The 24,051-nt window shown below is 59.0% G+C and carries 20 protein-coding genes and 1 pseudogene; 14 read left to right on the top strand and 7 right to left on the bottom strand.

Annotated elements, in window-relative coordinates; translation table 11 throughout:
• Nucleotides 1–135 precede the first annotated feature (135 nt).
• The 3 genes from DW796_RS05705 to DW796_RS05715 all read left to right on the top strand — a co-directional run bounded on the left by DW796_RS05705 (nt 136) and on the right by DW796_RS05715 (nt 2,617).
• Complete coding sequence (locus tag DW796_RS05705) at nt 136–678, top strand: DUF4352 domain-containing protein (RefSeq protein WP_233539679.1); 543 nt, start codon at nt 136–138, stop codon at nt 676–678.
• Nucleotides 679–716: 38 nt separating this feature from the next.
• Nucleotides 717–1,139 carry an XRE family transcriptional regulator gene (locus DW796_RS05710; RefSeq protein WP_118094530.1) on the top strand — a complete coding sequence of 141 codons (423 nt, stop codon included), beginning with the start codon at nt 717–719 and terminating at the stop codon, nt 1,137–1,139.
• Nucleotides 1,140–1,237: 98 nt separating this feature from the next.
• The gene (locus DW796_RS05715; protein WP_158567699.1) at nt 1,238–2,617 is read left to right on the top strand and encodes a protein kinase; all 1,380 of its coding nucleotides are present in this window, start codon (nt 1,238–1,240) and stop codon (nt 2,615–2,617) included.
• A gap of 37 nt (nt 2,618–2,654) precedes the next feature.
• On the opposite strand, the gene DW796_RS05720 is transcribed toward DW796_RS05715, so the two are convergent.
• Complete coding sequence (locus DW796_RS05720) at nt 2,655–3,788, bottom strand: glucosaminidase domain-containing protein (RefSeq protein ID WP_089573058.1); 1,134 nt, start codon at nt 3,786–3,788, stop codon at nt 2,655–2,657.
• Nucleotides 3,789–4,183: 395 nt separating this feature from the next.
• Here DW796_RS05720 and DW796_RS05725 point away from each other — a divergent pair, with 395 nt between their 5' ends.
• Nucleotides 4,184–5,440, top strand: coding sequence for an ATP-grasp domain-containing protein (locus tag DW796_RS05725; protein ID WP_118094532.1), 1,257 nt, complete (start codon nt 4,184–4,186; stop codon nt 5,438–5,440).
• 84 nt (nt 5,441–5,524) lie between these two features.
• The gene (locus DW796_RS05730) at nt 5,525–6,271 is read left to right on the top strand and encodes an aspartate/glutamate racemase family protein (RefSeq protein ID WP_055287235.1); all 747 of its coding nucleotides are present in this window, start codon (nt 5,525–5,527) and stop codon (nt 6,269–6,271) included.
• 125 nt (nt 6,272–6,396) lie between these two features.
• On the opposite strand, the gene DW796_RS05735 is transcribed toward DW796_RS05730, so the two are convergent.
• From DW796_RS05735 to DW796_RS05755, 5 genes are all read right to left on the bottom strand, one after another.
• Nucleotides 6,397–7,143: an energy-coupling factor transporter transmembrane protein EcfT gene (locus DW796_RS05735; protein ID WP_118094533.1), complete on the bottom strand. Its 747-nt coding sequence runs from the start codon at nt 7,141–7,143 to the stop codon at nt 6,397–6,399.
• On the bottom strand, nt 7,136–8,887 hold the full coding sequence (locus DW796_RS05740) for an ABC transporter ATP-binding protein (protein WP_118094534.1): 1,752 nt from the start codon (nt 8,885–8,887) through the stop codon (nt 7,136–7,138). The genes DW796_RS05735 and DW796_RS05740 overlap by 8 nt, the downstream gene beginning before the upstream one ends.
• 212 nt (nt 8,888–9,099) lie before the next feature.
• The gene (locus tag DW796_RS05745) at nt 9,100–9,669 is read right to left on the bottom strand and encodes a hypothetical protein (protein WP_118094535.1); all 570 of its coding nucleotides are present in this window, start codon (nt 9,667–9,669) and stop codon (nt 9,100–9,102) included.
• A gap of 400 nt (nt 9,670–10,069) precedes the next feature.
• Nucleotides 10,070–11,995 carry a C69 family dipeptidase gene (locus DW796_RS05750; RefSeq protein WP_117773927.1) on the bottom strand — a complete coding sequence of 642 codons (1,926 nt, stop codon included), beginning with the start codon at nt 11,993–11,995 and terminating at the stop codon, nt 10,070–10,072.
• Between the two features lie 408 nt (nt 11,996–12,403).
• On the bottom strand, nt 12,404–13,321 hold the full coding sequence (locus DW796_RS05755; protein ID WP_117773928.1) for a diacylglycerol kinase family protein: 918 nt from the start codon (nt 13,319–13,321) through the stop codon (nt 12,404–12,406).
• Between the two features lie 98 nt (nt 13,322–13,419).
• Between DW796_RS05755 and rnd the strand changes: the two genes are divergently transcribed.
• The 9 genes and pseudogenes from rnd (at nt 13,420) to DW796_RS05800 (ending at nt 22,612) form a co-directional block, all read left to right on the top strand.
• Nucleotides 13,420–14,553: a ribonuclease D gene (gene rnd / locus DW796_RS05760; RefSeq protein WP_118094536.1), complete on the top strand. Its 1,134-nt coding sequence runs from the start codon at nt 13,420–13,422 to the stop codon at nt 14,551–14,553.
• Nucleotides 14,554–14,792: 239 nt separating this feature from the next.
• Nucleotides 14,793–15,497, top strand: a pseudogene (locus tag DW796_RS05765) (zinc metallopeptidase).
• Nucleotides 15,498–15,612: 115 nt separating this feature from the next.
• A complete protein-coding gene (gene xseA, locus DW796_RS05770; protein ID WP_338134625.1) occupies nt 15,613–17,064 on the top strand; it encodes an exodeoxyribonuclease VII large subunit in 1,452 nt (483 codons plus the stop codon).
• 42 nt (nt 17,065–17,106) lie between these two features.
• Nucleotides 17,107–17,373 carry an exodeoxyribonuclease VII small subunit gene (xseB, locus tag DW796_RS05775; protein ID WP_006234311.1) on the top strand — a complete coding sequence of 89 codons (267 nt, stop codon included), beginning with the start codon at nt 17,107–17,109 and terminating at the stop codon, nt 17,371–17,373.
• Between the two features lie 49 nt (nt 17,374–17,422).
• Nucleotides 17,423–17,758, top strand: a complete 336-nt coding sequence (locus DW796_RS05780) for a histidine triad nucleotide-binding protein (protein WP_117564389.1) — start codon at nt 17,423–17,425, stop codon at nt 17,756–17,758.
• 41 nt (nt 17,759–17,799) lie between these two features.
• Nucleotides 17,800–18,690 (top strand): LysR family transcriptional regulator, encoded by an 891-nt coding sequence (locus DW796_RS05785; protein ID WP_118094537.1) that lies wholly within the window; start codon nt 17,800–17,802, stop codon nt 18,688–18,690.
• Between the two features lie 119 nt (nt 18,691–18,809).
• Nucleotides 18,810–19,970, top strand: a complete 1,161-nt coding sequence (locus DW796_RS05790; RefSeq protein ID WP_118094538.1) for an MFS transporter — start codon at nt 18,810–18,812, stop codon at nt 19,968–19,970.
• A 120-nt stretch (nt 19,971–20,090) separates the two neighbouring features.
• The gene (locus DW796_RS05795) at nt 20,091–21,269 is read left to right on the top strand and encodes an acetate/propionate family kinase (protein WP_006234305.1); all 1,179 of its coding nucleotides are present in this window, start codon (nt 20,091–20,093) and stop codon (nt 21,267–21,269) included.
• Between the two features lie 164 nt (nt 21,270–21,433).
• Nucleotides 21,434–22,612, top strand: coding sequence for an acetate/propionate family kinase (locus DW796_RS05800; protein WP_118094539.1), 1,179 nt, complete (start codon nt 21,434–21,436; stop codon nt 22,610–22,612).
• A 352-nt stretch (nt 22,613–22,964) separates the two neighbouring features.
• Here the strand turns inward: DW796_RS05800 and pta are convergent, their stop codons facing one another.
• Entirely contained in the window at nt 22,965–23,945 is a 981-nt protein-coding gene (gene pta / locus DW796_RS05805) for a phosphate acetyltransferase (protein WP_089573084.1), read from the bottom strand.
• Nucleotides 23,946–24,051 lie beyond the last annotated feature (106 nt).

Here is a 24,051-nt window from a genome sequence, read left to right on the forward strand (position 1 = left end):
GCGTTTGCTCGGCGTTTGGATAACTGCATGGGCCGTTTACCGCAACCTTAGCTCACAGCTAATGAATGCAAGTTCAATCCTTCCTACGATGTGCTGTGTGCCGGCGCGGTAGCCGGATCGTAGGAAGGATGCATGATGAAAAAGCTCGATAACGAAGTACTGCTGAGCCGTCGCGCTGCACTTGGCGCATTCGCCACCGTCGCCTTGGGGAGTGCCGGTCTTCTTTCCGGGTGTGGTAGCGATAAGGCGACCATCACCGAGGACGCTGGCGATGGCGACAAGAAGGAAGAGGCGAAGAAGGAAGAGCAGTCTACGACTGACTTGGCGGTTGGTACGACGGTGACCACGACTGCTGGCCTTTCCGTCGTCGTCGATTCCGTCCAGCCCGGTCTCACAAATTTTGACGGTTCGACCATGACGGGTATTCACGTCACGTACGTCAACAATGGCGATGAGGGCGCAGATTACAATATTTACGACTGGAAGGGCGAGGACGCCAACGGCGCTCAACAGAATCAGGGTTACTACAGCGAGGGCTCCGATGAGCTGCAGTCTGGTACCCTTGCCGCCGGTGGCTCCGTGGCGGGCAATATCTACTTTGATGGTGACATCAAGAAGGCACTCTATTTTGCCAACATGTTTGATAAGTCCGCGACTGCGAGCTGGGTGCTCGCCTAACTTGTTGCCGCTATTGACCGTATGGGAGGTGAAGTCGTATGCCCGATAAAAAGATGACCGAGGAGTTGCTCAATGAGCTTCTCGATGCGCCGAACATCGATGACTATATCAGGGAGCACGACTTTGCCGCCCCGTCGCTTTCGGACTACCTGAAGCAGCTGCTGCAGGAAAAGGGCTTGGAGCGCTCGCGCGTGGTTCGTATGGCCGATCTCAATGAGACCTTTGGCTATCAGATCTTTACTGGTGCGCGTCACCCGAGTCGCAATAAGGTGCTGCAGATTGCCTTTGCGATGGCGCTGACGCTCAAAGAGGCCAACCGTGCGCTGACGGCTGCCGGGGTAAGCGTCCTTAACTGCAAGGATCGCCGCGATGCGATTATCATCTTTTGCATCGATCGCGGGTGCAGCCTCCAAAAGGTCAACGAGGAGCTGTATCGCTTTGGCGAGGAGACGGTGAGTTAGCGGCTGATATCTGAGCCGGCGGAGCTGTCGAACAACGATGCAAACGAACGGGGCGCGGATGCCATGGGGTGTCTGCGCCCTGCGCTATGATGGAGGCTATGGATACTCAGACCCCAACATATCCCGATGACGAGCTGACCGCAGCGCTTGCCGAGCACCTGGCGTCGCTCGATCGCGACGACAGCTATCGCGTGGAGCGTGTACTTAAGCGCTCGTCCGTTGAAACAACCGAGCTCGTGTACTTTGAAGGAACCGGCGGTGGTTCGCTCGGCCCCTTTGTCCGTAAACGCATCGATGCTTCGGCTCAAATCGGCGGGGCATACGAGCGTCTGTTTGCCGCTCAGCGGGCAGGCAGGCGTTTTGAGCACCTGCCCAGAATCGTCGATTGTCGTCGTGTGGGCGACGAGCTCAACGTGGTTATGGAATACATCGAAGGGGAGACGCTCCGGGCGCTGGTGGACCGTCTGGGAGCTACCCCCGATTATGCGCGCGAAATGTATCCTGCCCTATGCGATGCCGTGGGCGAGCTCCATGCCGGTTTTGCAATGGCGGGGGAGACGTCGGCGCCGGTGATCCATCGCGACCTCAAGCCGTCGAATATCATCGTGACAGGTGCGAACTGTACGCTCGATGAGGGCCTGACGTTTTCGTCGCTGGTGATTATCGACTTGGGGATCGCGCGCGTGTGGCGCGATGGCGCCGATGCAGACACCGTCAAGTTCGGCACGCGACCCTATGCGCCACCCGAGCAGTATGGGTTTGGGCAGACGAGTGTACGCAGCGACGTCTACGCACTTGGCGCCCTGTTGTTCTTCTGCTTGACGGGAGTCGACCCTAAACCAGGGCTCGACATGCGCGAGCAATGCGAGGCACGTGGCATTCCCACTCCACTTGCCGATGCCGTCTGCATGTCGATGGCGCTCGACCCGGCCAAGCGTTTTGCGAGTGCGGAAGCGTTGGGACGGGCGACGCGCTCGGCATACGATCTGAGCCGCCCCGTGCGGCCTCCTACACCTGCGCCTGTCCGTACTCCGGCCTCGGAGACGGTGTTGACGCTCCAAGGGCTCCAGAACCCCGCAGGGCTTCCTAGGCCTGCCGCCTCCGCTGCATGCGGTCTGCTCTCTCGCGTTCCGGAGTCTCTGGGGCGCATTTGGAATACGCTTGTCTGCTTCTCGCTACTTGTGTTCTTTGCCGGAAGTCACTTTGCCGTCTTTCACCCCACGGGAGCAAACCAAAGCTACCCGACGTGGCTTCTCATAATCGAGTATTTTTTCTTTGTCGATGGCCTTATGGTGCTTATGCATTTTGCGCTGCTCGATAAGCGCCGTCTTCGTCGGCGATTCGCACTGCTCGACAGCTATCGCGGCAAGAAACTCGCGAAACTTTGGCTCAAGGCATTGGGTGTGCTGCTCCTATGCATGATCGTCATAGTCGCGGTTGCCAATGCGACCGGCGTCGTCGATACCTCCGCTACCTAAAAGAAAAGGGCCCCATTGGGGCCCTTTGCAGTTGCACCTAGATGCGGTTCATCTGAGCGGCGACTTTGTTGTACCAGTCCTGCCACGTGGGCGGGCAGTACTTTTTGGCCGCTGCCGGGGTAAGGGTGGAGCCGTAGTTGGCGCCCAGATAGGCAACGTGAGCGGAGATGCCCTCGCTCCAGCTGCCAAAGCTGCGCCAACCGCCGCCACGGGCACTCCAGCCCCAGGCGTTGTAAGAATTGGCGCAATAAGCACCCTTGGTGCTCTCGATGCAGGCGATGGCGGGGGACCAACGGGGGTCGACACCGGTATTCCAAGCGGCGACGGCAAAGTTATAGCCCTGGCCTGCCATGGGGGAGCCGGCGAGATAATTGTCGATGCGGCTCGTCCACTCATTAATGAACGAATCGTAATCGGAGCTACCGGTATTGGCGTTGTTCACCGTGGTGTCGATGGTGGTGTTGGTGTTGGTGGCCTGGCTGCTGGAATTGCTGCCGCTTACGCCCTCGCCCGAGAGCTTCTCGGCGGCAGCGGCCTTATCGGCCTCAAGCTTGGCAAGCTCGGCGGCATTTTCCTGCTCGGCTTTTGCCTGTGCCTCGCTGCGGAGCTGCTGGGCCTGCGCCAGCGCATCCTCGGCGTTTTTCTGCTCTGCCTCAAGCTGTGACTTGGCCTGCTGGAGCTCGGCCTTGTTCTGCTCGAGTTCGGTTTGCATATTATTGAGCTCTTCGATCTCGTCGACGCTCGAGCTCGTGATCTGGTTGGTGTATTTGCAGGTCGTGATGAACTCACCCAGGCTCTGCGCATTGACCAGGAAGCTCACGATGGGATTGGTGCCCTTCTGATACTTGTACAGATCGCGCATGGCGGAGCTTGCCTTGGCCTGCTGCTCGGGAAGCTTAGCCTCGATTTCCTCGATGCTTGCCTCGTTGGAGTCAATCTGCTTTTGCAGGTCATCGAGTTTGGTGCGGGCGTCGTTGTAGGCGCTCGTGGCGGCTTCGATCTTCTGCTGGGCTGCGGAAAGCTGGTCCTGCGTTGCCTGCGAGGCGGCATACGCCGCAACGGGGGAGAGCATCGGCGTGGCCGTCAGCGCAACGGCGAGCGCGGCGCTCGTGATGATACGAGCCGGCTTCGACGCAATGAGCGCTGCGGCGCGATGATTCGAATGCTGCATCCAGTCCCTCTGCAATCAATCGTAGGTTATGGTTCGAACGGTATTCTACTACTGCTTTCGACCTCAACTTGAACCTTAAAGGTTCCAAAGGGTCAAGTTGAACTTGAGGCTTTGGCTTTGACCTGCAGTTATGATGAATTGTTGAGAAACCATAGAGTTCAACTTTAACGTTACGGGAGCCTGTTTGCGGACGGGCTTTCGGTCGTGAAAGCTATCTCAACAGGGGGTTTGCAGCTACAAGGCCCCATCGCGGTGAGTGCGGCCTTTATGCTGGATGATTACGTCGATTGCCATAGATACGGTGGAGCTTTGGACACCGGCGGCTCGGCACGCTAGAATAAATCAGTTGCGCAAAGACCGCCCGTTGTGTGGGCAGTTCATGATAGGAAGTTTCCATGGCATTGCAGTTTACAGAGCGCGAGTTCATTCCCGTGCTGCTCGGAGGCGACATCAACGCCTATTCGGTGGCGCGCGCCTTCTACGAAGAGTACCAGGTCAAGAGTCTGGTCTTTGGCAAGTACCAGACGGGTCCCGCGTACCGCAGCCAGATTATCGACTACACGCCCAACGTGGATATCGACACCATGCCCGTGATGCTCAGGACCGTCAACGGCATTGCCCAAGCGCATGCCGATAAGACGATTGTCCTTGTGGGCTGTGGCGATAACTATGTTGCCCTTGTGGCTCAGGCCAAGGATGCCCATGAGTTGGCGGATAACATCGTCGCGCCTTACGCTCCCTACAGCATGCTTGAGCAGTGTCAGAAGAAGGAGATCTTCTACGAGCTGTGCGAGAAGCATGGCGTGCCCTATCCGCATACCTTTACTTTCACCATGGCGATGCTGAATGCCCAAGGCGAGGCACCTGCCGAAGTGCTCGACCAGATCGATTTTCCCTACCCGATGATTCTGAAGCCTTCTGACGGCATCATGTGGTGGCAGCACGAGTTCGAGGGCCAGAAAAAGGCCTATGAGATTGCCGACCGTGCCGAGCTGGAACAGGTCATTCGCGACTCGTATGCCAGCGGCTACACCGACGACCTGATCTTGCAGGATCGCGTGCCCGGCAACGACGAGTACATGCGCGTGCTCACCAGCTATTCCGACCGCAACGGAAAGGTCCGCATGATGTGCCTGGGTCACGTGCTGCTCGAGGAGCATCAGCCTCACGGTGTCGGCAACCACGCCTGCATCATCACCGAGCCCAATGACGAGCTCATGGGCGGCGTGCGCAAGTTGCTCGAGGACCTTCACTTTGTGGGCTATTCCAACTTTGACGTTAAGTACGACGAGCGCGACGGCTCGTTTAAGTTCTTCGATTTCAACACGCGCCAAGGTCGCAGCAACTACTACGTCACCAACAGCGGCTTTAACGTTGCCAAGTATGTGGTGGACGAGTATGTGTTCAACCGCCCGTTTGAGCCGGAGTTTGTGACGACGCAGGACGAGGCGCTGTGGATGGTCGTTCCCATGGGCGTCGTCGACAAGTACGTCAAGGATCCCGAGCTGCGCGCTAAGGTGCATCGCCTGGACAAGGAAGGCAAGGGCGCCGACCCTTCGTTTATGAAGGGCGACTTTGTCTTTAACCGCTGGCTGCGCATGTGGCACACCAAGCTGCGCCACTTTAAGCTGTTCAAGACGTATTACAAGTAGATGAGTGCGGCGCCCGTCCGGTTTACATCGGGCGGGCGCGGGTATGATACGCGCAATTGCGCAAGCGTCACCAAGGAGGCGGCGATGGAAAAGCTGGGAGTTATCGGCGGCATGGGCGCCGAGGCCACGTCGTATTACTACGACCAGGTGGTGCGCCATACGGCTGCTGCCTGCGATCAGGAACATATCGACATGGTGGTGCTCTCCAAGTCGACCATGCCCGACCGCACGCTTGCCATTAAGACCGGCGAGCATGCCAAGCTGCTGGCGACCATGAAAGAGTGTGCCCAGGCACTCGAGTCGCTGGGCTGTGCGCACATTGCCATTCCCTGCAACACGTCGCACTACTTCTACGACCAGATCCAGTCGTTTACGAAGGTGCCGATTATCCACATGCCGCGTGAGTCGGTGCGCTATGCCCTTGCGGGTGCGGTGATGGGGGAGTGCGAGTTCGACCCCAACCTGAGTATGCCGGCCGAGCCGGTGCACAAGATTGGCATTATGGGCACCGACGGAACCGTGGGCGCGGGCGTCTACGGCCGCGAATGCGAGGCTGCGGGTGTTGAGGTCGTCTATCCCAGCGAGAAACGTCAGAACGATGTGATGTCGCTTATCTACGATGATGTGAAAGCCGGACGTGAGCCCGATATGGATAAGTTCGACCGCGTGATGTGGGAGTTCGCCCGTAGCGGCTGCGACCGTGTCATTCTGGCCTGCACCGAGCTATCGGTGCTGCAGAAGTATCGAGAGATGCCCGAGATCACCCTCGATGCCATGGATGTCCTGGTGCGCGAATCCATCATCCGCAGCGGCGCCCCCTACCGCCTCTAGCTTCCGACCTGTCAAAAAGGGACAGGTTAATTTTGGTAGGTTTTATCTGATGAAACAGTAAAGGCCTCGGCTCGTTTGGTGCGAGCCGAGGCCTTTTGCGTTGGGCGGTTGCTGCCGGTGGCGAACTAGAACAGGAAGCCGATGGCGATGAGGGCGATGCTGACGATGAGCACGGCGATGTCCATGCCCTTGATGGGGTAGCGCTTGTACGAGCTGGCGCGTGTACGCAGATAGAAGCCGCGCTGTTCTGCCGCCAAGGCTGTGGCATCGGTCTTGCCCACGCTCGAGATGAGCAGCGGCACACACAGTGGCAGCATGAGCTTAAGCTTCTTGATGGGGTTCTTGGTGTCGTACTCGACGCCGCGTGCGGTCTGCGCTTCCATGATGGCGTTCATCTCCTGACCAAACACCGGCACAAAGCGCAGCGCCGTGGTAAAGGTGAAGGCATAGCGATACGGTACGTGCAGCACCTCGACGCAGGCGTTGGCAAGGTCGTTGAGCTTGGTCACCATGAGCATGAGGATGAGCGGTAACGCCACACCCAGCAGGCGCAGACAGGCCTTCGATCCCGTGATGAGGCCCGTGTCGGTGATAAAGCCCCACACCACGTTGCCATCGCGCATAAAGGCCAGCTGGAGCACCAGCATGATAAGCGCGAGCGGAATCAGCAACTCGAGCAGCGAGAACAGACGGTCGACGACGCCGGCATAGGCACCCAGCGCAAGGGTGAGCACCAAAAAGCCCAGCAGCGCCACGTAGGTGTCGGACAAGAAGATGCCGACGATGATGGCGGCGGCGAGGCCCAGTTTGACGACGGGGTTCAGGCGATGCAGCAGCGTATCGCCCGGCATGTAGTCGATGACGTTAACCACGGTGGACCATCTCCTTGGTAATGCGAACGACATCGGTGACCTCGCTCACCTGCGCAAAAGCGGGCGAGACGGAAGATGCCAGACGGCGCGAGAGTTCAATAACCTGGGGAGGCTCCACGTAGGCACGCCGCATGAGATCGATGTTCGAGAATAGCTCGTGCGTGCGGCCGCGGTCGAGGATGCGACCGTCGGCCATTACTACGATACGCTCGGCAAAGTCGGAAACGACTTCCATGTCGTGACAGACCATAATCACGGCGCAGCCGCGCTCGGCCATGGTGCGCACCGTTTCCATGACGGTCATGCACTCGCGGTAATCAAGGCCGCTCGTGGGCTCGTCGAGCACGACGATCTTGGGCTCAACCACTACGACGGAGGCAAGCGCCACCATTTGTCGCTGGCCGCGCGAAAGCGAGAAAGGTGCCTCATCGGCAGGCAGGCCAAAGCGGTCGATAACGAGTCGAGCGCGACGCAGAGCCTCGGCACGGTCGATGCCGGCAAGCTCTAGGCCAAAAGCGACCTCGTCGAGTACGGTATCCTTGCAGATCTGGCGGTCGGGGTTTTGGAAGAGGGTTGCGACTTCGCGGGCGATGCGGCTCGTGGGAACGGCTGCGGTGTCCAGCCCCGTGACGCGCACGCTGCCCGAGGCGGGCTTGAGCAGGCCTGTGAGCAGCTTGGTGAGCGTGGTCTTGCCGGCACCGTTTTGGCCGACGATGCCCACGAGCTCGCCAGGATAGAGCGTCAGGCTAAGGTCGTGGACGGCGGCGCCGCCATTGGGATAGGCAAACTCAACGTGATCGAAGGTGAGCACGGGCTCGGCGTCCTTGGCATGAGGGCGCAACGACGGTGCATGCGGGGAGCCGGCGGGCGCCTGGGCTTCGCTGGCCGCGTGTGCGGGGTCGACGATGCCCGAAATCAGGCGCTCGGCCTCGTCGACATCCAAGCAAGGGGTACCGCTTACCAGGCCATCGGCCTCGAGGCTATTGAAGATACGCGTGACGCGAGGGCAGTCGACGCCGATGGCACGGAGCTCGTCGGTATGCGCGAAGACCTCGTGTGGTTCGCCCTGCAGCGCGATTTCGCCATGGTTGAGCACGAGCACGCGGTTGCAGTACTCCGAGAGCAGGGCGACCTTTTGCTCAACGACGACGATGGTAATTCCAAGTGCGCGGTTTGCCTCACGCAGCGTCTCGAAGACCAATGTGGAGCTGGCGGGGTCGAGTGCCGCGGTGGGCTCGTCGAGAACCAAGACGCGCGGACGCATGGCGAGGATGGCAGCGATGGCCACCTTTTGCTTCTGTCCGCCCGAGAGGGTGGCGATCTCGCGGTCACGCAGGTCGCTGATGCCGACGGTCTCGAGCGTTTCACTCACGCGCCGCTCGATCTGGTCGTGGGGAACGCCAAAGTTCTCGAGGCCAAAGAGCATCTCGTCCTCGACGACCGAAGCGACCATCTGCGTGTCGATATCCTGCAGCACACTGCCGACGATTTGCGACACGTCGGTGAGCGAGGCTTCGCAGGTGTCGTGGCCGTCTACCATGACGGCCCCAAAGAACGTGCCGGTGTAGTGGTGGGGCACGGCACCCGACAGGCAGGCGGCAAGCGTGGACTTGCCGGCGCCCGAGGGCCCGATGATGCCGATGAAATCTCCCTTGTTCACGCTGAGCGAGATGTGGCTGAGCGCCCGCTCGGTCTGCGTGCCATAGGAGAACGAGACATCGTCGACGTTGATGATCGTTTCCATGGATACCTTTCATAGTCATTGGGGACGTTCTTTAATGACTAGTCGTTTAAGAACGTCCCCAAGAGTTAACTGTTTGGGACAGTCTTTGCCGGTGGAGCACGGAGACGGCTTTACGAGGGGCCCCAGGTTGGCGCGAAAGAGGAGCGAAGCGTACTTGGGTACGCGAGCGACGAATGAACGCCAAGATGGGGTGGCTCATAAAGCCGAGCGGGTTAGTTGAGCTTCAGGGCCTTCTGAATGGGCAGATAGAGGGCGCCGACCAGAATGGCGTTAAAGACGGCGGTCATGGCGACGACGGGCAGCATAGCGGCGGCGAGCTCGCCGACCACGCCAAGCATGGCCATCTTGATAACCATGAAGATGACGCCGGAGACAAAGGTGGTCACGAAGGTAGCGACGATGGCGACGGCAGGCTTGACCTGACCGTTCTTGCCGGCGGCGTTGACGATGCCGGCCATGAGCATGGCGGCGATGCCCTCGGCGGCAAAATCGACGAACGGCGAAGTGGTGGTGATCTGGATCACGGCAGCCGAGATGAGGCCAATGACGAGCGCCTGGCCGATGTTGGGGCGAACGACCAGGATGGTGAGGCAGAAGGCCGAGATGATGAACTCGGGGCTGATCATGCCGCCCGAGATGCCCGAGATTGCCCTGCCGACGGTGAAGTTGAGGATGAAGCCGGCGGCGAGCAGGATGGCGAGCAGGACGAGGGCGCGGACATCGAGTTTGCCGCGGTCGGCGGTCTGGACGGTGCGGGGCTGGGCGGCGGTGTTCTGAGACATGGTGAAAATCCTTTCGGAATGGGAGTGCAAGAGAAAAGCGGAGGCGCGTGATGCGAATGCGATCGGGCTCGAGATAGAAAAAGGCCCCCGGTCGAAACCGGAGGCCTTCCAATCACCTAGAGCTAAAAAACAGGCGTGAGGGACTCACTGTCGACCGATCGTATTCGCATCACGCCACCACCAGTTGTTGAGAGAGTTCATCGTGTTCTTCATGTTGGTGGCTCCTTTCGTGATGCCGTGGCGCGGTCGCACCTAGTTGCTGTTGCGCTGCACTATAGCACAGCGAAGTGTGTGCGGGGAAATCTTTTTTAAAAAGATTTCAGGCGGGTTTCCCGCCGGTCAAAAGAGCGGGCTAAGCGGGCGAGGCTGCCATTGCTGCCTTGCCCGCTCAGCTAGGACGTTACTCCTTGTTGCGACGGTAGAGGAAGTAACCACCGGCGGAGATGACGGCAACGCCAGCGATGGCGAATGCAGCCACCATGCGGCCATCAAAACGATCACCGGTGGTGGGCAGGCCGCCCTTGGTGTTCGTTTTGTTGGTGGTTACTGTGGTTGTGGTGTCCGACTTGCCAGGCTTCTCAGGCTTGGTGGTGGGCTGCTCGGGCTTAGCGGGCTGCTCGGGGGTGCCGGGCTGCTCGGGGGTGCCGGGCTGATCCGGGGTGACCGGATCGGTGGCAAGAGCATCCTTGGCGTAAGTGATGGACACCTTGAGGCCGTTGGTCTCGGTGTTCAGGTCGCTCGGGGTGAAGGGCTCGTCAAAGTTTCCGGCCTTCTGATAGGCGCGCATCTCCTGGAGCAGGGCCTTGCACTTGACGTAGGTGTTCTCGGTGGCAGCCTTGCCGGCCTTGTTGGCCAGAGCGGTGCGGCCCTCGGTGGTCGTCTCGGCCAGCATGGCGGCGTCGACTTCCTTGTTCTGTTCGATGAGCTCGTTCTGGAGTGCATCGAGGTAGGAGCGGACGCTGATACCAAGGGTATCGGGATTCTCAAAGCAGAGGGAGCTGATGTCCATGAGGACGTAGTTGATGGAGTTCTCGGGCTCCTCGTTGTTCACGATGTCCGTCTCTTTGCAGTGGTCGAAGGAGACGGTCTGGTCGCTGAAATACGGGCTAACCTCGGTAATCAGCGCGGAGTAGAAGGGGATGGCGACGGAGTACGCGGCGCGGGAGAGCATTTCCCACTGGATTGTTGCAACCTGGGGATCAAGACCGTTGCGAACCTGGAAGACGTGAATCTCGGTGTTGCGCTCGGTGCCGATGGCATAGGCACCGTCAGTGTTGGCGTTAAGGCCCGGGGTATTCTCGCCACGGTTACCGAGAGAGCGAATCATCTCAAAGGTAGTCCAGTCTTTCTTTCCGGGCTGGAAGAACAGCGGCTGCATCTCGTGGACCAAGGCGCCGGTCGTGGCGCGAGCCTCTTCGCGCTCGTCCTTGACGATCTCGTAGTCGGTGCCCTCCTGGAGCTCGTTGCCAAAGTAGTTACGGCCCTGGACGTAGCGGGTCCACTGGTGCATACCGGAATTCTGAATGGTCTCGCCATAGGTTGCGGCGACGTCGAACTTGCCGTCGGTGTACTCGGCAAAGCCCTTCTCCTTAGGCATGGACTCGATGCCCTCGGAGTGCAGGCAGTTCTCGGGGTCGTTGAGGTCGACATCGTAGTTGAGGTTGCCGATGTTGGGGTTGATCGAGGCGACGTCGTCGGCGAGCTTCATGCCGATCCACTGGTGACCGGAAAGCGCGGCAAATAGCCAGGTCTCGTTGTTGTCGGCGATGATGATCTGGTCGTTGGAGCAGACGCCCTGCTCGTCAATCAGGCTGCCGAGGAGCTCGACGCCCTCGCGGGCCGTGGCGCTCTCGCCCAGGATGACGCTGGCGTAGTTGTACTCGCCGATGCCGGTTTTAGTCAGGGGGTCTGCTGTCTCGGCATCTGCATTCATACTGGTGCTTAGCGTGGCGGAGCAGGATACGCCCTTCTCGTTGATGCCTGCTTCAGAGTAGGCATCCCAGCGGTTGTCCCACTGGGAGGGATGGTCGCGTACATAGGTGTAGCGATACGTGGTCTTGGTCGAGGTGTACATGAACGAAGACTCGTCCGAGCTGTACGTATGTCCCGGGCCGTGAGAGGGCTCAATGCCAAAGTGCTTAAGATAGCGCGGGCCATAGTCCTCGGAACGGCCGTAGTACGTGTTGCCGTCGGCCGTAAGGTTTTTGCCCATGTAGACCTGCGTGCAAGCGAGTGCAGAGGTCGGCATGGACATGATGGTTGCAGCTCCAAATGCAAGGCCTATGCCAAGCTTCTTGAGCGCGTTGACGGGGCGAGTTTTCCTCATTTTCCCTCCCAGCGTGCGAAAGCCCTCTGTCGCCAGAGGGCTTCAGCCAATAAAGACACCTCATTAGCGTAACGAACTGGAAACAATATTCATCTATGAAAGAAACTTACTCGATAAGCGTGATGAAATATGCGATGAGCGGTTAATCGTACTCAGTTTGCAGCTTTACTTTAATAAAGACGCCCTGTAATTACTGTAGCCGAATAAAGTAGCTGGGAATGCCCGAAATGAAAATCCCCCGCTGTTTGACGAATGCATAAACAGCGGGAGAGGCGATAGCTGGATGAATATCATACCAATGTGGATTTACTTCTTTCGGCGGTGAATCACGTTGATGGCGTAACCGACGAGCATGGCCAAGACGATGACAATAAAGCCGATCAGGGGATTGTCGTTCATGGGGTCCTCCTATTTTCCGAGCGGTGAGAATTCGTCGACGATGAGGTCGAGGCATTGCGGAAGCGCGCGGGCTCCAAAGACGCCCGAATTGCTGGAGATAATCTCGCCATCGAACTGCATGCCCAGCGACGGGGTGCAGGTGATCTTGGCTTCCTTGGTCTGGATGATCTTGAACTGCGGGCGCCCGAGTACCTTGCCGGCGGGGTCAAGCGCAGCGGTGATCACAGTAGGCAGCAGCTGCACGGTGCGCACGGGTTCGATGACCGCAATATCGACCATGCCATCGTTCATGCGGCAGTCGGGGAACAGGTTGATGTCGTTTTGAATGACCGAGGTATTGCCCGCCATGCAGCAGATGCCGTCGAGCTCCTCGACAATGCCGTCGTGCTCAATGGTAAAGTGCGCCACCGTGGGGTTGGGCGTGGCGAGAGCGGAGAGGAAGTAGGCGATCTCGCCGATGTCGTTTTTGGTGGGAGCGGCCTTCATCATGATCTCGGCGTCGAAGCCCGAGCCGGCGATGATGATAAAGCCGTGGCGCTTCTCTCTGCCGTTCTCGTCGAGCCAAAAGAGCTCGCCCATGTCCACTTTGACCGTGCGACCGGCGCGGCAAGCCTTGGCAAGCGCCGCCGCCTCAGGGGCATTGCCGATGTTGTTGAAGAACAGGCAGGCCGTGCCGGAGGGGAAGACGAGCGTGGGGACGCCGCATCCGCGCATCTGGTCGAGCACGTTGGAGACGGTGCCGTCGCCGCCCGAAATCACCACGCGATCAAACTCGCGCACGTCTGCCACGGCGTCCTCGGGTTCCATGCCATCGCCGATAAAACGCATCACGACCTCGTCGCCGCCCTGCGCGAGGGCGTGCGTGAATGCGTAGATTTCATCTGAGCTGGGGCCCGATGCCGGGTTGTGGATGATAAGGCAGCGCATACTTACGTTCCCGTTCTGTGACTAACCGAGTATAGTTGTAAGACAATGCCGTTATCCTACCCGTGTTTTTCGGGCCTAACCTTATTCGATGGGTTGATATGTACATTTCCACACATCAGGCTCTACTCGACTTTTGCCAGCGCGCCCGTGAGTTTGACGCGATTGCCGTCGATACCGAGTTTTTGCGCGAGCGCACGTTCCATCCGCGCCTGTGTTTGGTTCAGATTGCCACCCCTGCCGAGAGCGTCGCGGTCGACCCTCTGGTGATCGACGACCTGTCGCCGTTGGCCGAGCTTATGGCCGACGAGAGCGTGACCAAAGTCTTCCACGCCTGCTCGCAGGATATGGAGGTTATGCTTCATACCGTAGGCGTGCTGCCGCGTCCGATTTTTGACACGCAGGTGGCCGCCGCCTTTTTGGGCGAACGCCAGCAGATTTCCTACGGCGCGTTCGTGCAGACGTTTTGCGGCGTCTCGCTGCCCAAGACCGAGTCGCTGACCGACTGGTCGCGTCGCCCGCTGACCGACAAACAGATCGAGTACGCGATCGATGACGTCAAGTATCTGATCGTTGCCTATACCGAGATGATGAGCCGCCTGCGCGAGCTGGGCCGCGTGGACTGGGTGCTCGACGAGCTGCGCCCGCTGGCTGACGAGTCGCACTATCGCGCCGATCGCCACGAGGCGTTCCGTAAGGTCAAACGCATCAATTCGTGCAGCCGTCACCAGTTGGGCATCGCGCGCGAGCTCGCCGCCTGGCGCGAGGACCGCGCCGAGCGCCGCAACATCCCGCGCAAGTGGGTCATGTCCGACGATACGCTGCTGGCGCTCGTTAAGCGCAATCCCGTGCGCGTTGAGGAGTTCCGTAGCATTCGCGGTACCGACCAGTTGGGGGAGCGCGACGTGGACGGCGCGCTCATGGCCATCAAGCGCGGTGCGAGCTGCCCGCACGATCGCCTGCCGCTCATGGTGCGCGGGCATCGCCAGATCTCTCCGGAGCTGGAGAGCGTGACGGATCTCATGTACGCGCTCATCCGCCTGGTTGCCGAGCGCTCGGGGGTGGCGACCTCGGTCATTGCCTCGCGCGATGACCTGGCCGATTACATCGAGCATCCTGAGCAAAGCCCCCTGCGCGAAGGCTGGCGTTTTGAGCTTGTGGGTTCGCGCCTGGACGATCTGCTTTCCGGCAATATGGGGCTCACCGTGAAGGACGGAAAGATTGAGTTGTTATAGGTATATAGTTACGCGGTTTTACCAAACCGCGTAACAGCTCGACGCTGCAAACGGCCGAGAGCGAGCAATCTGACGTTCAATCGTCGCTCGCGTACCAAAGTGCGCGTCGCTTCTCTTTCACGTCACCTTGCTCGCTCTCGGCCGTTTTCGCTGACATTGCCAAAACATCGATGTTGATTTGCCTGCTGGGCGAGTGGGTAGAATGCCTCCAACGTGTAACTCGATTCGGAGGAATTCGCATGCCCTATTACTATGGATACGGCTTTGGCATCGACCCGCTGTACCTGCTGGTTGTTCTTGTCTGCACGGTGCTTGGCCTTGCCGCACAGAACTATATCAACTCGACGTACAAAACCTGGTCCAAGGTTCGCTCGGACGGCGACACGGGCGCCAGGGTCGCTCGCCGCATGCTCGACGCCAACGGCTGCAGTGCCGTGGGTATCAAGGGCGTCGCCGGTGAGCTCACTGACCATTACAACCCGCAGGACAACAACCTGTATCTGTCGGATTCCAACCGTTCGGGCGGTTCGGTCGCAAGCGTTGCTGTCGCTTGTCACGAGGCAGGCCATGCCGCGCAGCGTCAAAGCGGCTAGGCCATGATGAAGGTACGTACCGCCCTCGTGCCGGTCGTCAACTTTACCCAGAACACCTGGACCATCGTGCTGCTCATGGGCTTGTTCATGAACATCGCGGGACTCACGACCCTCGCGCTGATCTTCTTCTCGTTTAGCGTGCTGTTCCAGTTCGTTACGCTGCCGGTCGAGATTGACGCCAGCCGCCGCGCCGTGGCGTACATCGAGCAGTCGGGCATGAGCTCCAAGCAGGTCAACGGTGCCAAGAAGGTCTTGACGGCAGCCGCGCTTACCTACGTGGCGGCGGCACTCACCTCGATTATTCAGCTGCTCTATCTTATGGCTCGCTACAACAGAAACTCCAACCGATAACAAATTGGGTCGCTGGGCGCCGCGGGGATTTGTGTCCCCGCGGCGCTGTACTATGTGTTGGACTTGAATTTGCGCAGGGCCAGAGCCTTTGTGCACGATAACGAAAGGAGGTTGCGTGGCAGGTTGGAATCTAACCGGCAATAGCGTTTCCGCCGAGTTCGACGGTTCGGACGAGCAAGAGCGTAAAGAGCTCAGCGTGAGCCAGGCGGTAGAGATCGCCGCCGGTGCGCTCGATGCTATTCCGCAACTGAGCGTTCTGGGCGAGGTCACGGGTTTTCGTGGCCCAAACGCCCGAAGCGGCCACTGCTACTTTCAGATCAAGGACGATTCGGCCGCCGTTGACTGCATCATCTGGAAGGGCGCCTACCTTAAGCGCACCTTCGACTTGCGCGACGGCATGCAGGTAAGCTTTAAGGGCAGCTTCAATCTCTATAAGGCCACGGGCCGCATGAGCTTTGTCGCTCGCTCGTTTTCGCTGGCGGGGGAGGGTCTGCTGCGTCAACAAGTGGCGCAACTGGCCGAAAAGCTACGCCGCGAGGGCCTGATGGACGAAGCGCGCAAGCGCCGCATCCCGGTGTTCTGCTCGCGCGTGGCGGTCGTCACCTCGCTTTCGGGTGCCGTAATCGACGACGTCAAGCGTACGCTGCGCCGTCGCAACCCGCTCGTCGAGCTTGTCTGCGTGGGCGCCAAGGTTCAAGGCGAGGGTGCGCCGGCCGAGCTCATTGATGGCTTGCGCCGCGCCGCTTCCATTACGCCGGCGCCCGACTGTATTTTGCTGGTGCGCGGCGGCGGCTCCTTTGAGGACCTCATGACCTTTAATGACGAGGAGCTTGCCCGCGCGGTGGCGGCTTGTCCTGTGCCCGTGGTGACCGGCATTGGCCATGAGCCCGATACCTCGATTTGCGACATGGTGAGCGACCGACGCGCCTCCACGCCCACGGCGGCGGCAGAATCGGTGGCGCCGGCTATGACGGAGTTGGCCGATGTGCTCGAGGCGCGCCATCAGCGTCTGGGTGCCGCGATGGCATCGATGATTGGGTCGGCCCAGGTCGACCTGGAGATGCTCGATCAGCGCGGTCGCCGTGCCTGGGATACCTATACGGCTCGCTTGGGTGATGCGCTCGATGCCGCTGCGTGTCGCCCGTGCCTCAACGACCCCACATTTATGGTCGAGCGTCGCGAATCGGAGCTTGCACTGACTGCCGATCGCCTGTCGGGCGCCATAGTACGCTCGGTCGGGACATTCCGCTCCAACTTTGAGCGCTTGCCCGAGCGTCTGATTACAAGCACCTCGGGGCTCGATGGTAAGCGCCATGCGCTCACGCTTGCGAGTTCCCGCCTAGAGCATCAAGGGCGCACGATGCTCAGCAAGCCAGCGTCCGACCTGAGCCGTGCGGCAGCGTCGCTCGATGCCCTGTCGCCGCTCAAAGTGCTTGCTCGCGGCTATTCCATCGCGTACAGCGATGATGGTGTGGCTACGAGTGCCAAGACCTTTAAGCCTGGCGACGCCATTCGCGTGCGCATGGCAGACGGCAACGTGGCAGCAACGGTCGATACGGTCGAGTAGACCGCGTTTCGCAGTGATAGACCCTTAGGAAAGGAAACAGATATGGCAGAGAAGACCCCGGTCGAGCAGCTTACGTACAAGCAGGCCTCGCAGGAGCTGGAGCTCATCATCCGCAGCCTGGAGTCGGGCGATATGGAGCTTGAGGAGTCGCTCGAGAGCTACACCCGCGGCGTCGAGCTCCTCAAAAGCCTGCGCACCCGCCTGTCCGATGCCGAGCAGAAGGTCTCGGTGCTCCTTAAGGACGTCGACGGCAACGACGTGCTCGCCGACGGCGAGGCCGCCAACACCGATGATAACCTTTCGTTCTAAGCATCTCGACCAAATATAATTACCTTGGTCTGTAAGAAAGGAACCAGCTATGTGCGATTGCATCTTCTGTAAAATTGCCAACCACGAGATCCCCTCGACCGTTGTCTATGAGGACGACCAGGTCATCGCCTTCGACGACCTCAACCCGCAGGCGCCGGTCCACACGCTCGTGATCCCTAAGAAGCACTACAGCGACATCGCCGACAACGTACCCGCCGAGACCATGGGCGCCATAGCTCACGCCATCCAGGAGGTCGCCAAGGCCAAGGGTCTGGAGGACGGTTTCCGCGTCATCTCCAACAAGGGCGTCAACGCCGGCCAGACCGTCATGCACTTCCACATGCACGTCCTCGGCGGCAAAAACCTGGGCGAGAACCTCATCTGAGGGCGCTTGGCCCGTCGACTTGGCTGCCTTTGGAGTAATCTATGCAGCTTTCTCAACTCGAATACCTTCAAGCGGTAGCGAACTATGGCGGCGTGCGCAAAGCAGCTCGCGCCGTTCATGTGAGTCCGCAGGCCGTTTCGTCGGCAATCAAAAAGTTGGAATCTGAGTATCAGATTGTTTTGCTCGACCGATCGGCGGGGGAGGCTGTTTTGTCTCCGGCGGGCAGAGAGCTCGCACGTCGCGCACGTATGATCCTGGCACAAGTCGACGATCTCAAAAAGTACGTTCAATCGAGGGGCGGCGGCGTTTCGCCCGATGGCCACTTTCGTCTTTACGCCCCCTGCCTTCATGGGCGGGGGCGCCTTTTTGCCGAAAGCTGGTATGACTCGTTTGAACGCTCGCACCCTCAGATTCACCTTGATGTGTGGCATCAGCCAACGGCTACATGCTTTGAATCACTTGTGCTTGGCATTTCGGATGCGGCTATCTCATTCGAGGAACCACGGGACAGCGTCCTTTCTTCAAAATATTTGGGTGAAAAGGAGCTCAAGGTTCTCTCATGCCCAGCGGGTCATCAATCTGTGGGCGCCATGACCATTCGCGAGTTACTGGGCGGCAGGCTCGCTGTTCCCATTAATTTGTCACCCTGTCTCAATGCAATCAATCAATGTCCCGAAGCCCAGCTCGTCAATTTTCGCTTCCGTGATGTTGAATACGGAAACAGGGCGCAGACTGAGTTTCTTCAAGCCGGGGGATTGATATTGAGTTTTTCTGGCTCTTCTCTCGCATCAGATGTATTGGAAGTGAGCGAGTGCTCCATTGAAGGTTCGCGTGATGTAACCTTGCCTATCTACTTTTGCTATCGGCAAAATTCCTGGACTGATCGACACCAGACGGTTTTTCTGCACCTATTGCGTCATCTTGCTTCGTGAGATTAATTGGCTTCGAGGCATCAAGTGATTATTGACGCCTTGTAACACATAGCTGACAGCTTTGCCCTCATGCTTTTCCAAGATTCCGATTTAGATTGCTGACTCTTGGAGGGCGGAGCATGAAAAACCGTACGGTTTTGCTTTATATGACGTTCGTTTTTCTGTCGAACTTTAGCACCATTTTGTATTTTCTGACGGTTTACCTTGAATTCGTCGGATTCTCGATGGTGGCGATTTCTAGCATGATGATTGCATATCAAGTGAGCAAGTTCATCCTTGAAGTTCCCACTGGCTATATTGCTGATAGGTTTGGACGAAAGACTAGCGGTCTCGTTGGCGTTGTGGGAATGCTTGGATACTACGCCGCCCTGCTTCTCGTCCGTTCTCCTTTGCTTTTAATCGGCGCGTTTGCCCTCAAAGGTTTTGCCGTTGCATGTGTGAGCGGATCCATAGAAGCGATTTACATTGACAGCGTCTCTCGGGACCAGCTCGTAAGACTTAATGTCGTTGAGCGATTTGTTTTCTATGCCTCTTATGCCATCTCCGCTTGTGTGGGCGGTTTCATTTCGTCCGTCGGTGCATACCTCATTGGTCTTTCGGCAGATATCATCGCAATGGTGTTGACGTTGGTTGTCGTTATCTGCATTCCTGAGATGCGAAGAGGGGGCACTGCGGCGACACCTGAGCGTGGAATGACCCCGAAGATGATCGGTGCTGCTATTACGGGTAATGGCATTCTTCGGTCAGCGTTCATCATGGATTGTTCTCAGGCATTTGCCTTCGTCGCCCTGGAAGACTTTTTCTCACTGTTGCTTGCAGGCCGCGGAATGAATGCCGTCGCTTCGGGCGTGACCATTGCAGTCCAGCTCCTTGCCTCCGCCTCCATAGGGTTTATTGTTCCCAGTGTGATTGCTCGTGTCGACAAGGGCCGTTTTGCGCGTATTTGCGGCATCATTCGCTTAGCATTGACAGCTTTGTTTTTGATTCCCCTTACTCCGGCTAATTTGCTGCCCGTGTTCTATGTGCTTCAGACGGTTGCGTACTCGTTGTTTGCCCCAATCAAATACTCAGTTTTCCAAAATGCTGCCGATTCTTCGATGCGCTGTTCACTGATTTCGGTTCAAAGCCAGATGGTGGCGGTGGGTGCCGTTCTTTTCTATCTGCTCAACGCTGTGTTGAGTAGCGTTGCGGGCATTCGAGTCGTATTGCTTGTTGCGCTCGGGATTTCTTCCCTGGTGTATATCCCCGAGCTATTTCGTCTTACAAGTCAAAGGCCGTGAGTATTTGGGCATCGATAACTTATATATCAACGCAATAAACCCGAGCGCGAGGGCGTTTGGGTTTATTATTGAAGCGTATGTAACCTGGCGGCGCCACACCGCCTGTTAGTAGGGAGACACATGAACGTTCTGGTCGTCAACGCAGGATCTTCGACCCTTAAGTATCAGGTCATCGATACCAAGTCCCACAAGGTGTCCGCAAAGGGCTCCTGCGAGCGCGTCTGCTTTACCGGCGGTACCTTCACCCACGCTGCCAACGGCTCCAAGAAGGTGACCGAGAACATCGAGTTCCCCGACCACAAGGTCGCCATCGAGGTCGTCCTGAAGGACCTCGAGGCTAACGGCGTCAAGATCGAGGGCATTGGCCACCGTATCGTTCAGGGCGGTTGGTACTTTGGCGATTCCTCTCTCGTCGACGAGGACGTCCTCGCCAAGATCCGCGAGGTCGCTCCGCTCGCCCCGCTGCACAACAACCCCGAGGCCAACGTTATCGAGTACTGCCTGGAGCAGTATCCCGACCTGCCCAACGTCACGGTCTACGACACCGCTTTCCACTTCAACATGCCCGAGGTCGCCAAGACCTACGCCCTGCCCAAGGACGTCTGCGACAAGCTGCACATCCGTAAGTACGGCGCCCACGGCACCAGCTACCGCTACATCTCCAAGAAGGTTGCCGAGATGACCAACGGCGAGGCTCGCAAGGTCGTCGTGTGCCACATCGGTTCCGGCGCTTCCCTGTGCGCCATCGAGGACGGCAAGTGCATGGACACCACCATGGGCTTGACGCCGCTCGACGGTGTCATGATGGGCACCCGCTGCGGCTCCATCGACCCGGCCACCGTGTGCTACCTGCAGCGCGAAGGCGGCTACACCTTCGACGAGGTCGACGAGATGATGAACAAGAAGTCCGGCCTTTTGGCTGTGACCGGTGGCAAGACCAACGACTGCCGCAACGTTGAGGAGCTCGCCGCTGCCGGCGACCCCGAGGCCCAGCTCGCCTTCGATATGTTCGTCTACAAGATTGCCGCCAAGGCCGCCGAGATGGCCACCTCCATGTGCGGCATGGACACCCTGGTCTTTACCGCCGGCATCGGCGAGCACGCTCCGGCCGTCCGCGCTGGCGTGGCCGACCGTCTGGCCTTTATGGGCGTCAAGATGGATCATGCCCGCAACGCTCTGCGCGGCGACGGCGCTTGGTGCCTGTCCGCCAAGGATTCCAAGGTCAAGATCTTCGTCATCCCTACGGACGAGGAGTTCATGATCGCTTCCGACGTCGAGCGCATTGTCAACGGCAAGTAATTGATGCAAGGGGAGGGGACTGGATGGCCTTGTGCCGTTCAGCCCCCTTTTACGCTCTTTGAGCGAAGAGTTTAATAGCTATTTATTGGATTCTGATAACTTCTTATTAAGGGTACGGCCGCCTTATAGGTTTGCCGACCGTACTGTAATCACGAAGGAGTCTCATGAACGTACTTGTTGTCAACGCCGGCAGCTCGAGCCTTAAATATCAGCTTTTGGATACCGATACCCGCGAGGTTTTCGCCAAGGGCAACTGCGAGCGTATCGGCTCGGAGATGGGCATCTTTGGCCACTCCGAGAACGGTGGTGCCAAGCTGACCGAGGAGATTCCTTTTCCCGATCATCGCTGCGCCATTGCGCGCGTGCTCGAGGAGCTCGAGAAGACCGACTTTACGATCGATGGCATCGGCCACCGTATCGTTCAGGGTGGCTGGCACTTCGATGATTCCGCGGTCGTCGACGATGAGGTCATGGCTAAGATTCTTGAGGTGGCACCGCTCGCCCCGCTGCACAATTACGGCGAGGCCGCGGCAATCGAATATTGCCGCGAGAAGTATCCGGAGCTGCCCAACGTGGCCGTCTTCGACACCTCGTTCCACATGACCATGCCCGAGGTTGCCTACACCTATGCGCTGCCCAAGGACGTGTGCGACAAGTACCACGTGCGCAAGTACGGCGCCCACGGTACGAGCCACCGCTACGAGTGGATGATGGCCAAGGAGATTCTGGGCTCGCGCTGCCACCGCCTGCTCTCGTGCCATCTGGGCAACGGCGCCTCGCTTGCCGCCATCGAGGATGGTGTGTGCCGCGACACCACGATGGGTCTCACACCGCTCGACGGCCTGATGATGGGTACCCGTTGCGGTTCCATCGACCCGGCCACTGTGTGCTATTTGCAGCGCGAGGGCGGCTACAGCTACCAGGAAGTCGACGACATGATGAACAAGCAGTCCGGTCTGCTTGCCATCTCGGGTATCTCCAACGATGCCCGTGACATTCGTACGCGCGCTTCCGAGGGTGACGAGCGCTGCCTGCTCGCCTTCGATATGTTCGCATACAAGGCCATGCAGCAGGCTGGTTCCATGATTGCCTCCATGGCGGGCGTGGACACCATTACCTTTACCGCCGGCATCGGCGAGAATGACTGGTCGATCCGCAAGGCCTTCTGCGACTGCTTTGAGTGGCTGGGCGTGCGCATCGACAACAACAAGAACCGCGAGGCCGTGGGCAACGGCCCACAGGTCATCAGCGCCGCCGGTTCCGCCGTCACGGTCATGGTCATCCCCACCGACGAGGAATACATGATCGCCCACGACGTCGAGCGCCTGACCGCGAATAACTAGTGCGTTCGCTTGCGATTGAACGAAAGGCCTCCTGAGTAGCAGCTCAGGAGGCCTTTTTGCTAGCAGGCGGAAATTCCAGTCCCAAAGTGATCATCACCAGTAACGCCTGCGCTCCCAGCAACGACACCCATCCATTCAGATCCTCAGCCCCAGCTCGTAGCCAAGCCGCCGTCCACTCCAGATGCTCTGAATGCTTCGTAGCAGTAGAAGGCCGTACGGGCTAACCCCTGAAAACATTCCGCAGACCAGAAACGCCCCCGTTCGTAGCTCCGAAGGAGCAGAACGGGGGCGTTTCATTGGTCGAGGACGTTTTCAGGGGTTAGCCCGTACGGCCTTCGGGCGAGTGCGTCCGCTACTCAGCCATCTGAGCCTGGACGGCGGTGATGGCTACGACACCCACGATGTCGTCGGCAGAGCAGCCGCGCGACAGGTCGTTGACCGGCTTGGCGATGCCCTGCAGGATGGGGCCGTAGGCGTCAGCGCCAGCGAAGCGCTGGACCAGCTTGTAGCCGATGTTGCCTGCCTCGAGGTCGGGGAACACGAGCACGTTGGCCTTACCGGCGACGGAGGAGCCGGGAGCCTTGAGCTGGGCGACGGTGGGGACGATAGCGGCATCGAGCTGCAGGTCGCCGTCGATGGCGAGCTCGGGAGCCTTCTCCTTGCAGAACTTCACGGCCTCCTGGACCTTCTTGGCGACCTCGCCACCGGCGGAGCCCATGGTGGAGTAGGAGAGCATGGCCACGTGCGGCTCAACATTGCCCATGAAGGTGGACCAGGAGTGGGCCGAGGCGATGGCGATCTCGGAGAGCTCGTCGGAGGACGGGTTGATATTGAGGCCGCAGTCGGCGAAGATCAGCGTGCCGTCGGTACCGAACTGCGGGGTGTCGGTGCACATCACGAAGAAGGCCGAGACCAGCTTGGTGCCCGGAGCGGTCTTGAGGATCTGCAGCGCGGGGCGCAGGGTGTCGGCGGTGGAGTGACAGGCACCGGAGACCAGGCCGTCGGCGTCGCCCATCTTGACCATCATGGTGCCAAAGTAGGTGGCGTCCATCACCTGGGCGCGAGCCTGTTCGATGGTAACGCCCTTCTTGGCGCGGAGCTCGGCAAACTTCTGCGCGTACTCCTCGTGCTTCTCGGCGTTGCGCGGATCGATGACGGTGGCGCCGGGGACGTTGATCTCGTTGGGATCGCCCAGGATGACGATGTTGGCCAGGCCCTCCTCGATGATTTTGTTTGCCGCGACGATGGTACGCGGATCCTCGCCCTCGGGCAGGACGATGGTCTTAAGGTCGGCCTTGGCGGCAGACTTCATACGGTTTAGGAAATCGCTCATGTTACTCCTTACAAGCGTTTCGCTAAGCTCCAGGCGCCCGGCTGTTCACGAATAAACCCGCTGCTAGCGGGTTTACCTTTCAATAATGTTCGCCGTGGTGCTTGAG

Source organism: Collinsella sp. AM31-2AC, from assembly GCF_003469285.1.
GTDB classification, from domain to species: domain Bacteria; phylum Actinomycetota; class Coriobacteriia; order Coriobacteriales; family Coriobacteriaceae; genus Collinsella; species Collinsella aerofaciens_AT.

What these genes read in the sequence shown, in the direction of transcription:
- DW796_RS05705 (WP_233539679.1), top strand. Translation starts at nt 136, where the DNA reads ATGAAAAAGCTCGATAACGAAGTACTGCTGAGCCGTCGCGCTGCACTT.
- DW796_RS05710 (WP_118094530.1), top strand. Translation starts at nt 717, where the DNA reads ATGCCCGATAAAAAGATGACCGAGGAGTTGCTCAATGAGCTTCTCGAT.
- DW796_RS05715 (WP_158567699.1), top strand. Translation starts at nt 1,238, where the DNA reads ATGGATACTCAGACCCCAACATATCCCGATGACGAGCTGACCGCAGCG.
- DW796_RS05720 (WP_089573058.1), bottom strand. Translation starts at nt 3,788, where the DNA reads ATGCAGCATTCGAATCATCGCGCCGCAGCGCTCATTGCGTCGAAGCCG.
- DW796_RS05725 (WP_118094532.1), top strand. Translation starts at nt 4,184, where the DNA reads ATGGCATTGCAGTTTACAGAGCGCGAGTTCATTCCCGTGCTGCTCGGA.
- DW796_RS05730 (WP_055287235.1), top strand. Translation starts at nt 5,525, where the DNA reads ATGGAAAAGCTGGGAGTTATCGGCGGCATGGGCGCCGAGGCCACGTCG.
- DW796_RS05740 (WP_118094534.1), bottom strand. Translation starts at nt 8,887, where the DNA reads ATGGAAACGATCATCAACGTCGACGATGTCTCGTTCTCCTATGGCACG.
- DW796_RS05745 (WP_118094535.1), bottom strand. Translation starts at nt 9,669, where the DNA reads ATGTCTCAGAACACCGCCGCCCAGCCCCGCACCGTCCAGACCGCCGAC.
- DW796_RS05750 (WP_117773927.1), bottom strand. Translation starts at nt 11,995, where the DNA reads ATGAGGAAAACTCGCCCCGTCAACGCGCTCAAGAAGCTTGGCATAGGC.
- DW796_RS05755 (WP_117773928.1), bottom strand. Translation starts at nt 13,321, where the DNA reads ATGCGCTGCCTTATCATCCACAACCCGGCATCGGGCCCCAGCTCAGAT.
- rnd (WP_118094536.1), top strand. Translation starts at nt 13,420, where the DNA reads ATGTACATTTCCACACATCAGGCTCTACTCGACTTTTGCCAGCGCGCC.
- xseB (WP_006234311.1), top strand. Translation starts at nt 17,107, where the DNA reads ATGGCAGAGAAGACCCCGGTCGAGCAGCTTACGTACAAGCAGGCCTCG.
- DW796_RS05780 (WP_117564389.1), top strand. Translation starts at nt 17,423, where the DNA reads ATGTGCGATTGCATCTTCTGTAAAATTGCCAACCACGAGATCCCCTCG.
- DW796_RS05785 (WP_118094537.1), top strand. Translation starts at nt 17,800, where the DNA reads ATGCAGCTTTCTCAACTCGAATACCTTCAAGCGGTAGCGAACTATGGC.
- DW796_RS05790 (WP_118094538.1), top strand. Translation starts at nt 18,810, where the DNA reads ATGAAAAACCGTACGGTTTTGCTTTATATGACGTTCGTTTTTCTGTCG.
- DW796_RS05795 (WP_006234305.1), top strand. Translation starts at nt 20,091, where the DNA reads ATGAACGTTCTGGTCGTCAACGCAGGATCTTCGACCCTTAAGTATCAG.
- DW796_RS05800 (WP_118094539.1), top strand. Translation starts at nt 21,434, where the DNA reads ATGAACGTACTTGTTGTCAACGCCGGCAGCTCGAGCCTTAAATATCAG.
- pta (WP_089573084.1), bottom strand. Translation starts at nt 23,945, where the DNA reads ATGAGCGATTTCCTAAACCGTATGAAGTCTGCCGCCAAGGCCGACCTT.